Below are 14,278 nucleotides of genomic sequence, written 5' to 3'. Positions count from 1 at the left end.
GTCGAACGGGCCTTCCAGCCCCTTCTCCACGAGTCTAGATGTGGCCACTGACAACGCCTCTGACCTGCGGTTTCAGCGGGCCCAGCGGCCCTGTTCCAGGGCGTAGCCGTAGACGGGCCGGCCCGTGGCGGCGCTCGTGCGCAGGGGGCGCCCGCCGTCGTCGACGCGCAGGGTGCCCGAACCCGCCGGGGAGGTCCACCTCAGGTCGAGGGACCAGTCGCAGTCGCAGCCCGTGGTGACGGCCTCCACCCGCAGGACGACCGGATCGTCGGCGGTGACCCGCATGGGGAAGGCCGGGGCGGGCAGCCGGTTCCCGGCGTCGTTGCCCGCGACGGGGCGGGCCAGCGGGCGCGGCGCGTCCAGGTCGACGGCGAAGAGGGCGGGGGTGAGGCCTCCGCCGCAGCCCTGCGACATCTGGTAGACGTTCCAGGCGGGTGGGGTGCGCCGCGCCCCCACCCGTACCTCCAGCCCCTCCAGGACCACCGCGCCCCCGCCCGTGCCGTGCAGGGTGACCTCCACGATCTGATTCCCGGCGTGCACGGCCCGCTGCGCCGCCGCCCAGGCGGGCGCGTCCGCCTGCACGGGCGGTGGGGGCACCGATCCGGGACTCCGTTCGGACAGGTAGGCGTGGTCGCATCCCGCGGCCCACACGTGCGGGCGCACCGCCGCCTTGAGGGGCGCCGCGGGCACCCGGCCCGGCGCCGACACCGGCGGCGGGCCGGGGACCGGGGCCGACGCCGCGGCCCGTCCCGCCGAGGAGGCCGGAGGCGGTACGGGAGCGGTCGCCGGATCCGTCGGCGGGGCCCCCGGTGCGGACGGGGCGGAGTCCATGGGAGCGGAGCCCCCGGGTCCGCCGGTAGCGGTGCCGGTGGCCGCCCCCGGCGCCGTCCCCGGGGCGGCCTGCGGCGTCCCCCGGTCGGGGCCGGCCACCGCCAGCAACGCGACGGCCACCGCACCGGCCGCCAGCCCGGCCGCGGCCACCACGACGGCCCTGCGCCGGTACCAGGACCCGCGGGCCACGGAGGCCACCTCGGCCGGTCCGGCCACCGCGGCGGGTCCGGGTCCCACCACGACGGCCCGCCCGTTCTCGTGCCCGTGCCCCTGCTCCCCCTCCTGCTCCTGCTCCTGCCGCGGCTCCGTCACCGGCTCCTGCTCCCGCTCCTGCCGCGGCTGCGTCACCGGCCCCTGCCCCGGCTTCCGGGTGGCGGGAGGTACCGGCGTCGGCGCGGCCGCACCCGCGCGCCGCCGGGCGTCCGCCAGCAGCCAGGCCCGGTGCAGGTCCACCGCCTCCGCCGCCGTGGCCCCGCAGGCCCGCGCGAAGCGGTCCACCACCGCGAACTCGACCGGCAGCGCCTCGCCGTTGCAGTACCGGTGCAGGGTCGACGTACTGGTGTGCAGCCGGCGCGCCAGGACGCCGTAACTGAGCCCTCCGCGCTCCTTCAGCCCCCGCATCAGCCGTGCGAAATCCTCGGCCTCACTCATGCCGTCCCCGTCCCCCGTCCCGTGGCGCCGTTCCATGCCTGGGATGTTCCCCCAGGTGACGGCGCGTACGGGCGTTCCAGTGTCCCGATTTCGCCCCGAACCGTGGCCCGGCGCCCCCGCCGGGGAACAGGCTCGTCAGGCAACACCGATGCCACGTCCACGGGGAGAACCGACATGTTCCGACGTACCGACACCGCCGCCACCCTCGCCACCGCTCTGGCCGCCGCGGCCGCCGCGCTCGTCCTCACCACCTCGACGTCCGCGGCGGCCGCCGCGGCGCCGGGCTTCCTGAACGGAACCGACCTGCCCGCGCACCCCTCGTCGCCCTGGTACGCCGGCGCGGTCACCACGGGCCTTCCCGAGACGGAGACGTTCTGCCTGGACGGGTTGCTTCCGGCGGCGGGCAGCTGGCACCGCACGTTCGGCACCGACTACGACACCGGCGCCGTGCAGATCTCCGTACGCTCCGCCTCGCCCTCGGCGGCCGCCAGGCTCGCCGGCATGCTGGAGCGCGAGGTCGCCGCGTGCGCCGCCGACTGGCTGCGCACGACCCCGGGCGGGACGGCCTCCTGGCAGGACTACGGGTCCCTGCCCGTCGAGGAGGGCGCGCACGTCTACGGGGTGCACACCTCGATCCCGGAATCCGAGCCGGGCGTGCACCTCTACGGGATCGGACGCGACGGCTCCACCGTGACCGTCGTCCAGTGGGGTCAGATGGGCGACCTGTCCCAGGCCCCGGTCGCCGCGTTCAAGAAGACGACGACGAAGGCGGTGAACAAGCTCAACCCTTAAGGGGTATCCAGCCACCGCTGAGCGGTCCCGGTCCCGGCGCTCGGATCAGGCCTGGTCCTCGAAGCGCGCCGCCGCCAGGTACTCCGGCTGCGGATCGAGGGCGGCGGCCAGCCGGAAGTGCTTGCGCGCCTGCTCGGGCCGCCCGGCGCGCTCGTGCGTACGGGCCAGCGCGAAGTGGGCGAAGGCATTGTCCGGTTCGCGCTCCAGCACCAGCTCGAACTCCAGCTCCGCCGGGCGCAGTTGGGCGGCCGCGAAGAAGGCCCGGGCGCGCAGCAGCCGGGCAGCGGTGTTCTCCGGGTGGGCGGCCACGACCGAGTCGAGCAGCTTGACCGCACCGCGCGGGTCGCGTGCGGCGAGCAGCTGCTCGGCCGCCCGGAAGTCGATGACGTGTGTTTCCGGGCTGGACGGCGTGGGACGCGTGGTCTCGGACACGGTATGGATCCTTCCCTCTACCGGCGCCTTCAACGCCCCCGCTCCGCGTGCTATTCCCATGCACACGTCAGGCAGGGCGGCCGTCGCCCGTCGTCGGCGCCGCCGACGCCCGCGCGGCGAGGTCCTCCCACACCTTGCGGACCTGCGGCTCCAGCGCGTCCAGCGGGCCGTCGTTGTCGATCACCAGGGTGGCGACCGCCAGGCGTTGCTCCCGCGTGGCCTGCGCGGCCATCCGGGCCCGGGCCTCCTCCTCGGCCATCGCGCGCGGCCCGGTCAGCCGTGCCAGCTGCGTCGACGGGGCCGCGTCGACCACGACCACCAGGTCGTAGAGCGGTGCGAGGCCGTTCTCGGTGAGCAGCGGTACGTCGTGCACGACGATGGCGTCGGGGCCGGCGGCGGCCTCCAGCTCGGCGGACCGGGCACCGACCAGCGGGTGCACGATCGCGTTGAGCGTGCGCAGCTTCTCCGGGTCCGCGAACACGATGGATCCCAGCTTCTGCCGGTCCAGCGTGCCCTCGGGGGTCAGCACCTCTTCCCCGAAGGCCGCCACGACGGCCGCGAGCCCCGGCGTACCGGGCTCCACGACCTCGCGTGCGATCCGATCGGCGTCGACGACGATCGCCCCGTACCCCGCCAGCAGCCGCGAGACCTCGCTCTTGCCGGCACCGATTCCGCCCGTCAGGCCCACCTTCAACATGCCCCGCAGCTTAGGCGGTGTCCGGCGGGCGGTGCCGTCCGGGCGTCAGTTCTCGCCCTCGCGCTCGGCCAGGAAGCGCTCGAACTCGCGGCCGATCTCGTCCGCCGAGGGCAGCTCCGCCGGTTCGGCGATCATGTTGCCCCGGGTCTCGGCCCCGGCGGCGGCGTCGTACTGGTGCTCCAGCCCCTGCACCAGGGCGACCAGCTCCTCGTCGCCCTCGCGGATCTGCCGGTCGATCTCCGTCTGCGTGCGGTGGGCCTCGGTCCGCAGCGCGTGCGCCACGGCCGGCAGCACCAGGCCGGTCGCCGCCGTGATCGCCTCCAGCACCGTCAGCGCCGCGTCCGGGTAGGGCGAGCGCGCCACGTAGTGCGGCACGTGCGCGGCGACGCCGAGCACGTCGTGCCCGGCCTGGGCCAGCCGGAACTCCACCAGGGACTCGGCGCTGCCGGGCACCTGGGCCTCGTCGAAGGGGCTGCGGTGGCCCGGCATGAGGTCGGTCCGGTTGCCGTGCGGGGTGATGCCGACGGGCCGGGTGTGCGGGACGCCCATCGGGATGCCGTGGAAGTTGACGGAGAGCCGGACTCCGAGGCGCTCGACGATCTGCCGCACGGCGGCGGCGAAGCGCTCCCACTCCACGTCCGGCTCGGGCCCGGACAGCAGCAGGAAGGGCGCGCCGGTGGCGTCCTGGACCAGCCGGACCTCCAGCCGGGGCTCCTCGAACTCCGCCCAGTGGTCGCGCTGGAAGGTCAGCAGCGGGCGCCGTGCCCGGTAGTCCACGAGGCGGTCCGCGTCGAAGCGGGCCACGACCTGGTGGGGCAGCGTGTCCAGCAGTCGCTCGACGATCTGCTCACCGGCTTCTCCGGCGTCGATGTACCCCTCGAAGTGGTACAGCATGACCAGCCCGGCCGAGTCCTGGGCGACCGCCAGGTCGGCCACCGCCAGACCCTTGGCATCCCATTCGTACAAACCCTGTGGATCAAGCACCGCCACCACTCCTCCTCGCCTCGTTCTCTGCGAAGAACGTCCAAGGCGGCGCCGCCATTCCCCAGTTGGCCCCCTTCACAGGAACGCAATGGATCACATCCGTGCGGGAGCCGTGACGAGGGGAGGACGGGGAGGACGAGCAGGACGGGAGGGGGCGCGGGGCAAAGCGGTGAGGCCCGCCCCCCCGAAGGGGACGGGCCTCACCGTCGTGCTCAGTCAGCTCTGCTCACACCGGAGTGCGATGCGCGCTGCGATCAGCTCTGGCCGCCGGCCAGCTTCTCGCGGAGCGCGGCCAGGGCCTCGTCCGACGCCAGGGCGCCGGAGGTCTCGTCCGACTCCGAGGAGTACGAACCACCCGAGATGCCCGCACCGGCGTTGCCACCGGCGGCCGGGGCGGCAGCGCCCTCGGCGGCAGCGGCCTCGTCGGCCTCGCGGCTCTTGATGACCTGAGCCTGGTGCTGCTCGAAGCGAGCCTGCGCCTCGGCGTACTGGGTCTCCCAGGCCTCGCGCTGCTTCTCGTAGCCCTCGAGCCAGTCGTTGGTCTCGGGGTCGAAGCCCTCGGGGTAGATGTAGTTGCCCTGGTCGTCGTAGGACGCGGCCATGCCGTACAGGGTCGGGTCGAACTCGACCGACGCCGGGTCGGCACCGAAGGACTCGTTGGCCTGCTTCAGGGACAGCGAGATCCGGCGACGCTCGAGGTCGATGTCGATGACCTTGACGAAGATCTCGTCGTTGACCTGGACGACCTGCTCCGGGATCTCCACGTGGCGCTCGGCCAGCTCGGAGATGTGGACCAGACCCTCGATGCCCTCGTCCACGCGGACGAACGCACCGAACGGAACCAGCTTGGTGACCTTGCCCGGGACGACCTGACCGATCTGGTGCGTACGGGCGAACTGCTGCCACGGGTCCTCCTGCGTCGCCTTCAGCGACAGGGAGACACGCTCGCGGTCCATGTCGACGTCGAGGACCTCGACGGTGACTTCCTGGCCGACCTCGACGACCTCGGACGGGTGGTCGATGTGCTTCCAGGACAGCTCGGAGACGTGGACGAGACCGTCGACGCCGCCCAGGTCCACGAAGGCACCGAAGTTGACGATCGAGGAAACGACGCCGGAGCGGACCTGACCCTTCTGCAGGGTGGTGAGGAACGTCTGGCGGACCTCGGACTGGGTCTGCTCGAGCCAGGCGCGGCGGGACAGGACCACGTTGTTGCGGTTCTTGTCCAGCTCGATGATCTTCGCCTCGAGCTCCTTGCCCACGTAGGGCTGGAGGTCGCGGACACGGCGCATCTCGACCAGGGAGGCCGGGAGGAAGCCGCGGAGGCCGATGTCGAGGATGAGACCACCCTTGACGACCTCGATGACGGTACCGGTGACGATGCCGTCCTCTTCCTTGATCTTCTCGATCGTGCCCCAGGCACGCTCGTACTGAGCGCGCTTCTTGGACAGGATCAGACGGCCTTCCTTGTCCTCCTTCTGGAGAACCAGGGCCTCGATCTCGTCGCCGACCTTGACGACCTCGTTCGGGTCGACGTCGTGCTTGATCGAGAGCTCGCGGCTCGGGATCACGCCTTCCGTCTTGTAACCGATGTCGAGCAGGACCTCGTCCCGGTCGACCTTCACGATGACGCCGTCGACGATGTCGCCGTCGTTGAAGTACTTGATCGTCTCGTCGATCGCGGCGAGGAAGGCTTCCTCGTTACCGATGTCGTTGACCGCTACCTGCGGAGTGGTAGAGGTGGTCTCGGTGCTGCTCGTCATGTGGGAAAGGGCTCCGGTTACGGACAGAAAGTCGTAGGTACTGCTACGCCGGGAGCCCTTATCGGCATCTGCCGAAGAAGCCGGACAGCCAAGGAAGCCCTGATCCGCACGAGCGGGGAGGGCCTCGAAAACCGAGGGGACATCAACAGATGCAAGCGCAGCCTGCTAGGTCTGAGGAGCACAGGCTCGCAGCGCAACTTGTAGCATACGGGGGCGGCCGGACAGGGTCAATGCGCGAAGGCCCACACCCCGGGCGGATCACCGCACAACCGGCACAATTCATGGGCGGGAACGCCGTGATGGCGGTTCCTGTCCCATCCCAAGACATTCGCAGACTACGACGACGGGCCCCATGAACCAAGAGGACGACGCCCCCGAAGACGCGTACGCGGCCGATCCGGCTTCCCTGAACGACGCTGACGACGCCGCCGGCGACGACGCCGAGGCCACGCGCCGTGACGCCGGGGAAGCGGAGAGCAGCCGGGCGAGCCGCTCCTGGTGGGACCGCAACGCCGACGACTACCAGAGCGAGCACGGCGCCTTCCTCGGCGACGACCGCTTCGTGTGGGGGCCCGAGGGTCTCGACGAGGCGGACGCCGCCCTGCTCGGGCCCGCCGCCGCACTCAAGGGCCGGGACGTGCTGGAGATCGGCGCCGGCGCCGCCCAGTGCTCGCGCTGGCTGGCCGCCCAGGGCGCCCGTCCGGTGGCCCTCGACCTCTCGCACCGCCAGCTCCAGCACGCCCTGCGCATCGGCGACGGCATCCCCCTGGTCGAGGCCGACGCCGGCCGGCTCCCCTTCCGCGACGGCTCCTTCGACCTCGCCTGCTCCGCCTACGGCGCCGTCCCCTTCGTCGCCGACCCCGTGAACGTCATGCGGGAGGTGCACCGCGTGCTGCGCCCCGGCGGCCGCTGGGTGTTCTCGGTGACCCACCCCCTGCGCTGGGCCTTCCCCGACGAGCCCGGGCCCGAGGGCCTGTCCGTCTCCGCGTCCTACTTCGACCGGACCCCGTACGTCGAGCAGGACGAGCAGGGGCGCGCCGTGTACGTCGAGCACCACCGCACCCTGGGCGACCGCGTCCGCGACGTGGTGGCGGGCGGCTTCCGCCTGATCGACCTCGTCGAGCCCGAGTGGCCCCAGTGGAACAGCCAGGAGTGGGGTGGCTGGTCCCCGCTGCGCGGCAATCTGATCCCCGGCACCGCGATCTTCGTCTGCGAGAGGGCCTGACGCCTTGATCCGCCAGGCCGCCCTGGACGCCCTGCCCGTGCGCGAGGTCCTGCCCGCGCTGGTCTCCGCGCTCGACGCGCACGGCGCCGCGGTGCTGTGCGCGCCGCCCGGGACCGGCAAGACGACGCTGGTCCCGCTGGTGCTCGCGGGCCTGGTGGGCGGCGGGCCGCGGCGCCGGGTGGTGGTGGCCGAGCCGCGGCGGATCGCCGCCCGGGCGGCGGCGCGCCGGATGGCCTGGCTGCTGGGCGAGCGGGTCGGCGCCTCGGTCGGGTTCACGGTCCGCGGCGAGCGGGTGGCGGGGGCCGGGACGGTGGTGGAGGTGGTGACCACCGGGGTGCTGCTCCAGCGGCTCCAGCGCGACCAGGAGCTGGCGGGTGTGGACGTGGTCGTCCTGGACGAGTGCCACGAGCGGCACCTGGACGCGGACACGGTCGCCGCGTTCCTCCTCGACGTGCGGGAGGCCCTGCGCCCGGAGCTGCGGCTGGTGGCGGCCTCGGCGACGACGGACTCCGCGGGCTGGGCCCGGGTGCTCGGCGGTGCGCCGGTGGTGGAGGCCGCGGGCGTCGCGTACCCGGTGGAGACGGTGTGGGCCCCGCCGGCCCGTCCGGTGCGGCCCCCGCACGGGATGCGGGTGGATCCGGCGCAGCTCGCGCACGTGGCGTCGGTGGTGCGGCGGGCGCTGGCGGAACGTTCCGGTGACGTGCTGTGCTTCCTGCCCGGCGTCGGGGAGATCGCCCGGGTGGCGGGGCTGCTGGGCGGCGTGGACGCGGAGGTGCTGCAGGTGCACGGCCGGGCCCCGGCGGCCGTGCAGGACGCGGCGCTGACGGCGTCGGAGCACCGCCGGGTGATCCTCGCGACGGCGGTGGCGGAGTCGAGCCTGACCGTGCCCGGGGTGCGCGTGGTGGTCGACTCGGGCCTGGCCCGCGAGCCGCGGGTGGACCATGCCCGGGGGCTGGGCGCGCTGGCGACCGTACGGGCCTCGCGCGCGGCCGGGCGCCAGCGGGCGGGCCGGGCCGGGCGTGAGGCGCCGGGTGTGGTGTACCGCTGCTGGACGGCGGCCGAGGACGGGCGGCTGCCGGCGTTCCCGGCGCCGGAGATCCGTATCGCGGACCTGGCGCAGTTCGCCCTGCAGGCGGCGTGCTGGGGCGATCCGGACGCGGCCGGGCTGGCGCTGCTGGACCCGCCGCCGGCCGGGGCGATGGCCGCCGCGCGGGAGGTGCTGGTGGCCGTCGGCGCGGTGGACGCGGCCGGCCGGCCGACCCCGCGCGGGCTGCGGATGGCGCGGCTGGGGCTGCACCCGCGGCTGGCGCGGGCCCTGCTGGACGGGAGTGCGGCGCTCGGCGCCCGCCGGGCGGCGGAGGTCGTGGCGCTGCTGAGCGAGGAGCCGCCGCGCGACTACGGGGACGACCTGGCGGCGGCCTGGCGGCGGGCCCGCGCGGGCGGCGACGGCTACGCGGCGCGCTGGCGCGCGGAGGCCGGCCGCTTGGAACGCGCCGTGTCCCCTGCGGGGAGCCCCGCCGAATCCGAGCCCGGGACCGCGGCTGCGGCCGGGCCCGGGCCCGAGGCGGGAACCGGAGCCGGAGCTGTGGCCGAGGCCGGGACTGGAGCTGTGGCCGAGCCCGGAACCGGGGCCGGGGCCGGAGGGCACGCATCCGATGCCGGGGAAGCGGGGCTCACCTCCGCGACCGGAACTGGGGCCGGGGCCGGGGCCCGGGCCGGGGCTGTGACCGAGGCCGGGACTGGAGCTGTGGCTGGGGCCGGAACCGGGGAGGCCGGGGCTGTGGTTGAGGCCGGGCCCGAAACCGGAGCTGTGGCCGGAACCGGGGCCGAGGCCGGGGCTGTGGTTGAGGCTGGGGCTGTGGCCAGGACCGGGACTCGGGCCAAGACCGGAGCCGGGGCTCCGGCCGGGCCCGAAACCGGAGCTGTGGCCGGAACCGGGGCCGAGGCCGGGGCTGTGACCGAGGCCGGGACTGGAGCTGTGGGCGGGGCTGTGGCCGAGGCCGGGGCTGTGGCCGAGCCCGGAACCGGAGCCGGGGCCGGAGGGCACGCATCCGATGCCGGGAAAGCGGGGCTCACCTCCGCGACCGGAACCGCAGCTGTGGCCGGGGCCGGGGTCACAGCCGGCACTGGTGACGCGGCCCTGGCCGAGGCCGGAACCGGGGCCGGGGCCCCGGTCGCCGCCGGGGCCGGGGAGGCGGGGCACGGTTCCGTCGCCGGGGCTCGTGGCTCGGGGGGCGGAGCTGCGCCGGCCGCGGGCCGGGCGGCGGCGGGTCCGGTGTCACCGGCGGTGGCGGGGCGGAGCACGGACGATGCCGCTGCCGGGCTCGTCGCCGCCCTCGCGTTCCCCGAGCGGGTGGCGAGGGCCAGGGGCGAGGGGGCGTTCCTCATGGCCTCCGGGACCGGGGCGGACCTCGGCGACGGGTCGGGGCTGCGCAGCGCGCCCTGGCTGGCCGTCGCCGTCGCCGACCGGCCCCCGCACTCCGCCGCCGCACGGATCCGGCTGGCCGCGGTCGTCGACGAGGACACCGCCCTGGCCGCCGCCGCGCACCTGCGCACGGACACCGACGAGGTGCGCTGGGAGGACGGTGACGTCGTCGCGCGCGCCGCGCGGCGGCTCGGGGCGATCGAGCTGGCCGTGCGCCCCCTGCGCACGCCCGACCCGGCGCTCGTGCGGGCCGCGCTGCTGGACGGGCTGCGCGCCGAGGGCCCCGGCCTGCTGCGCTGGACCCCGGAGGCGCTTTCGCTGCGGGCCCGCCTCGGCTTCCTGCACCGCACGCTGGGCGGCGGCTGGCCGGACGTGGCGAGTGACGCCGTGCTGCTGGAGCGGGCCGACGACTGGCTGGAGCCCGAGCTGTCCCGGGCCCGTCGGCGGGCGGACCTGGCCCGGATCGACGCCGGTCAGGCCCTGAACCGGCTGTTGCCGTGGGCCACCGGCGAGGCGGCCCGGCTGGACGAGCTGGCGCCAGAGCGCATCGAGGTGCCCAGTGGTTCCCGGATCCGCGTCGACTACGCGCCCGAACAGCCGGTGCTGGCGGTGAAGTTGCAGGAAATGTTCGGGCTGGCCCGGACGCCCCGGGTGGCCGGGGTTCCCGTCCTGGTCCACCTGCTGTCGCCGGCCGGGCGCCCCGTGGCCGTCACCGCCGACCTGTCCTCGTTCTGGCAGGACGGCTACCGCGCCGTCCGGGCCGAGCTGCGCGGCCGCTACCCCAAGCACCCCTGGCCGGAGGATCCGGCCACCGCAGAGCCCACCCGCCACACCAGCGCCCGGCTCAGGCGGGGCTGACGCCGTCGCCCGAGCCCTCGCCCCGGGCGCGGCGGCCGCGTGCCTCCAGCCACAGGGCCACGCCGAGCAGCACGAGGCCTGCGGCGGCGAGGCCCGCCGGGGCGTAGGTGTGGAGCGCGAGGACCTTCGTACGGTTCGCCTTGACCAGGTCGACGGTGTAGTCGGAGTAGTCCTCGCGCATGGTCACGTGCCCGGCGAAGGCGGTGAGCTTGCCGTCCGGTCCGCCGGAGGCGATGCCGCCGCGCATCTCCTGCTGGATGTCCTGTTCGGCGTTGACGGGGGCGCCGGTGACGGGGTCGACCCAGAAGCGCACCTTGGCGGTGTACCAGAGGGTGGTGCCGGTGGCCGCCTCGATCGTCGCCGGGTCGATGCCCTCGATCGGCATCTTCTTCGGCATGGACACCTTGGTCCAGGGGACGGTCTGCTCGAAGTAGTAGACGTCCATGCCCTTGAAGCGGCGCGGTCCGACGTAGTGGATGGGCGAGGAGGTGCGGGTCTGGGCGTCGAAGTAGAGGTAGTCGCGCGGCTCGGTGAAGAAGGGCCACTTGAACTCGATGCCCTCGCGCTTGACCGCGTCGCCGTCGACCATCTCGCCGGTGGCGTGCACCGGGTCCTGGGTGTGCGCGTCGAAGATGTAGCGCTCGGGTATCTGGGAGACCATCTTGCCGCCGGGGCCGATGATGTAGGACAGGGTGTCCCAGACCACGACGTCCTTGCCCGCGCTCGCCTCGATCTCCTTCGACGCCTCGACGTTGCCCTTGAGGGTCTGGACGATCGTGACCTTGTCGACCTTCTTGGGCTGCATGCCGCCGGTGTAGTCGAGGAGGGTCGCGTCCTTCGCCTCCAGGACCATCTCCTGGTACTGGTTCGGCGGGATCTTCGCCAGGCGCGGGTACGCGTACCAGCGCAGCAGCGGCGCGAGGGCCGCGCAGAACACGGCGAGGGCCAGCAGGACGAGGCTCGCTCTGCGTCGCACGGCCGGGCCTCCTCTACTGTCCGGGCGCGGGGGGCGCGGTGGTGAGCAGCGGCTTGGGTGAGGTCTCGCCTTCGGGCACCCCGAACGCCGTGACGGCGAACACGAGGGCCAGCGCGGCCGCGAGGCCGATGACGGCGGCGACGAATGCGCGCATGCCGGGGCTCCGGAATCTGATGAGGCGTCAGAGATGGGGCACCGTAGCAACGCGTGGCCGAGATGAGAACCGTCTCGCGCGCCTCACCGGTGAGCGACCGGGCGGGACCGGTCGGCCCGGACCGGACCGGACCGGACCGCCGTGCCCGGCGCTGCCCTACCGGGTACGCGTCGCGGTGGGGCTCGGTGCGGGAGTGGCACCGGACTTCGCGGAGGCCGTGGGCGTGGGAGTGGGCCGCGCCGCACCGGTCGCGCTCGGTGAGGGCTTCGGGGCCGGGCTTCCCGACGGGGTGGGCTTTGGGGTCGGCGTCGGCGTGGGGGTCGGCGTCGGCGTGGGAGTCGGGGTCGGAGTCGGCGTCGGCGTCGGAGTCGGCGTCGGGTCCGTAGGGGACGGAGTCGGCGTGGGAGTCGGCGTCGGCGTCGGCGTGGGAGACGGGTCCGGCGACGGAGTGGGCGTCGGGTCCGGGGTGGGACTCGGCGTGGGCTTCGGGGCGGGCCCGGGGGTCGGCTTCGCGGGGGTGCCCGGTGCCGTGCCGCCGGTGTCCGGGACCTCGTGCGTGCCCTGGAGGTAGTAGGCGAACCAGGACCGCACCGTCCGCAGGTACTCCGTCGACCGGTTGTAGGACAGCACCGCCCGGTCCAGGTCCGCGTCCACGCGCAGGTCCCGGCTGCCCGTGCACAGGTAGCGGGCGGCCGCGAGGGCCGCGTCGTGCACGTTGTTCGGGTTGCGGCGGCCGTCGCCGTCCGCGTCCTGGCCCCACGCCGCCCACGTCGACGGGATGAACTGCATGGGCCCGACGGCCCGGTCGTACCGCGCGTCCCCGTCGTAGGCTCCGCCGTCGGTGTCCGGGATGTTCGCGAAGCCGTTGCCGTCGAGCACCGGCCCGAGGATCGGCCGCAGCGTGGTCCCGGCGGCGTCGACCTGCCCGCCGCGCGCCTGGCCGGACTCCACCTTGCCGATGGCCGCGAGGAGTTGCCAGCGCAGTCCGCAGCCGGGGTCGCTCCGCCCCACCGTCCGCTCGGCCCGCTGGTACGCCGCGAGCACGCTCGCCGGTATCCCCTGCGCGGCCCCGCCCACGGCGACCGGCGTCGCCGACTGCGGCGACGGCTGTTCCTGCGGCCCCGGCCCGGGCGGTCCGTCCGGCAGCACCACGGCCGGCGGCTCCGGGCCGACCAGCGGCGGGAGTTCGGTGAAGTACGACGAGTCGCCGCCGCTCGGGTCCGCCGGCCGGGGCTGCGCACCCGCCGGGCCCGACGCCGACACCGCTTCCGGGACGACGGGGGACGGGCCGCGCGAGCCGGTCAGCGCGGCGGCCGTCAGGGCGCACACCAGGGCCGCCGTCGCACCCCGGTACAGCCTGTGGCGGCCGCGTCCGCCAGATATGGACGACATGAGCCGGACCCCTCCCCCTCGACGTCCGCGTGACCCTACGTCAACTGCCTTGGGAGGGCACGGACAGCGCCGCGGAATTCACCACATCCCCACGTCCATGTAGCGGTCACGCATACTGTCGGGACCCTTCGGCAGCATTGGCCCGAAGTAAAGGAACGCGCACGGAACGTCCAGGAGAGGTGCCATGCCCTTCACCCTCAGCCACGCGGCGGCCGTACTGCCGGCCGTCCGCCGGACGGGGCGCGCACGCGGCGCCCTCGTGGCCTCCGCCCTCGTCCTCGGCTCCTTCGCACCCGACACCTTCTACTTCACGGACGCGATCGTCGAGGGCGTCATGGCGTACGGCGCCTTCACACACTCGCTGCCCGGCGTCCTCACCCTGGACGCGCTGCTCACCGCCGTGCTCGTGGGCTGCTGGCTGCTGCTGCGCGAGCCGCTGATCGCCCTCCTGCCGCGCGCCGGGCGGGGCAGGGCGTACGCCTTCGTACGGGGTGAGGAGTGGCGCGGGGGCCGCCGACCGCCCGCGCTGGCCGCCTGGTTCTACGTCTCGGCGGTCATCGGCTCGCTCACGCACGTGGTGTGGGACAGCTTCACGCACATGGACCGCTGGGGAACGAACGCGATGCCGTGGCTCGGCGAGCCCGTCGCCCTGGGACTGCCGCCCTACACCTTCCTGCAGTACGGCACGTCGGCGGCCGCGGCCTGTGCGCTGCTCTGGTTCACCGCAACGGCGCTGCGCCGGCTCCCCGCCGCCCCGGCCCCCGCGGACGTGCCGGTGCTGGGACGCGGGGAGTACTGGGGCTGGCTGGCCCTGATCGCGGCGTGCGTGACGGCCGGGATCGCCGTGCGGGTGATCCGCTTCTTCACCTTCTTCGACCGGATCCGTACGCCCCTCGACATCATCCCGACCATCTGTTTCGGGGCGGGCGGCGGGCTGGCCGTGGGCCTGCTGCTCTACGGGGTGCTGGTCCGGCTGCGCCACCGCCGCGGCGGGCGGCCTGCGGCGGGCGAGAAAACGGGCAGGGAGACGGGCGGGGAGACGGGCGGGGAGACGGGCGAGGAAACGCGGACGCCCGTCCCCACCGCCTGAGCGGGTGG

General features: G+C 74.4%; 12 protein-coding genes. 4 read left to right on the top strand and 8 right to left on the bottom strand.

Annotated elements, in window-relative coordinates:
• Window positions 1–72 precede the first annotated feature (72 nt).
• Window positions 73–1,518 (bottom strand): helix-turn-helix domain-containing protein, encoded by a 1,446-nt coding sequence (locus tag AC2RP6_RS28910; RefSeq protein WP_486448832.1) that lies wholly within the window; start codon window positions 1,516–1,518, stop codon window positions 73–75.
• A 138-nt stretch (window positions 1,519–1,656) separates the two neighbouring features.
• On the opposite strand from AC2RP6_RS28910, the gene AC2RP6_RS28905 reads away from it, so the two are divergent.
• Window positions 1,657–2,274, top strand: a complete 618-nt coding sequence (locus AC2RP6_RS28905; protein WP_486448831.1) for a hypothetical protein — start codon at window positions 1,657–1,659, stop codon at window positions 2,272–2,274.
• A 45-nt stretch (window positions 2,275–2,319) separates the two neighbouring features.
• Here the strand turns inward: AC2RP6_RS28905 and AC2RP6_RS28900 are convergent, their stop codons facing one another.
• The 4 genes from AC2RP6_RS28900 to rpsA form a co-directional block, all read right to left on the bottom strand.
• Window positions 2,320–2,706, bottom strand: a complete 387-nt coding sequence (locus tag AC2RP6_RS28900; RefSeq protein ID WP_486448830.1) for a tetratricopeptide repeat protein — start codon at window positions 2,704–2,706, stop codon at window positions 2,320–2,322.
• Window positions 2,707–2,773: 67 nt separating this feature from the next.
• On the bottom strand, window positions 2,774–3,403 hold the full coding sequence (coaE, locus tag AC2RP6_RS28895; protein WP_486448829.1) for a dephospho-CoA kinase: 630 nt from the start codon (window positions 3,401–3,403) through the stop codon (window positions 2,774–2,776).
• Window positions 3,404–3,448: 45 nt separating this feature from the next.
• Window positions 3,449–4,387 (bottom strand): PAC2 family protein, encoded by a 939-nt coding sequence (locus tag AC2RP6_RS28890; RefSeq protein WP_486448828.1) that lies wholly within the window; start codon window positions 4,385–4,387, stop codon window positions 3,449–3,451.
• A gap of 254 nt (window positions 4,388–4,641) precedes the next feature.
• Window positions 4,642–6,150 (bottom strand): 30S ribosomal protein S1, encoded by a 1,509-nt coding sequence (gene rpsA, locus AC2RP6_RS28885; RefSeq protein WP_030666059.1) that lies wholly within the window; start codon window positions 6,148–6,150, stop codon window positions 4,642–4,644.
• 352 nt (window positions 6,151–6,502) lie between these two features.
• On the opposite strand from rpsA, the gene AC2RP6_RS28880 reads away from it, so the two are divergent.
• Window positions 6,503–7,375: a class I SAM-dependent methyltransferase gene (locus AC2RP6_RS28880; RefSeq protein ID WP_486448827.1), complete on the top strand. Its 873-nt coding sequence runs from the start codon at window positions 6,503–6,505 to the stop codon at window positions 7,373–7,375.
• 4 nt (window positions 7,376–7,379) lie between these two features.
• Entirely contained in the window at window positions 7,380–10,658 is a 3,279-nt protein-coding gene (locus AC2RP6_RS28875) for an ATP-dependent helicase C-terminal domain-containing protein (RefSeq protein ID WP_486448826.1), read from the top strand.
• Here AC2RP6_RS28875 and pgfA read toward each other — a convergent pair.
• From pgfA to AC2RP6_RS28860, 3 genes are all read right to left on the bottom strand, one after another.
• The gene (pgfA, locus tag AC2RP6_RS28870) at window positions 10,645–11,634 is read right to left on the bottom strand and encodes a cell envelope lipid trafficking protein PgfA (protein WP_486448825.1); all 990 of its coding nucleotides are present in this window, start codon (window positions 11,632–11,634) and stop codon (window positions 10,645–10,647) included. The two genes, AC2RP6_RS28875 and pgfA, sit on opposite strands and share 14 nt — an antisense overlap.
• 13 nt (window positions 11,635–11,647) lie before the next feature.
• A complete protein-coding gene (locus tag AC2RP6_RS28865; RefSeq protein ID WP_350994938.1) occupies window positions 11,648–11,788 on the bottom strand; it encodes an SPW_0924 family protein in 141 nt (46 codons plus the stop codon).
• Window positions 11,789–11,944: 156 nt separating this feature from the next.
• Window positions 11,945–13,180: a lytic transglycosylase domain-containing protein gene (locus AC2RP6_RS28860; protein ID WP_486448824.1), complete on the bottom strand. Its 1,236-nt coding sequence runs from the start codon at window positions 13,178–13,180 to the stop codon at window positions 11,945–11,947.
• A 184-nt stretch (window positions 13,181–13,364) separates the two neighbouring features.
• Between AC2RP6_RS28860 and AC2RP6_RS28855 the strand changes: the two genes are divergently transcribed.
• A complete protein-coding gene (locus tag AC2RP6_RS28855; RefSeq protein ID WP_486448823.1) occupies window positions 13,365–14,270 on the top strand; it encodes a DUF4184 family protein in 906 nt (301 codons plus the stop codon).
• Window positions 14,271–14,278 lie beyond the last annotated feature (8 nt).

It is taken from the genome of Streptomyces sp. WAC03905 (assembly GCF_057371075.1).
The sequence above is the reverse complement of the archived record's forward strand: the minus strand, read 5'-3'. Positions and strand labels throughout refer to the sequence as shown.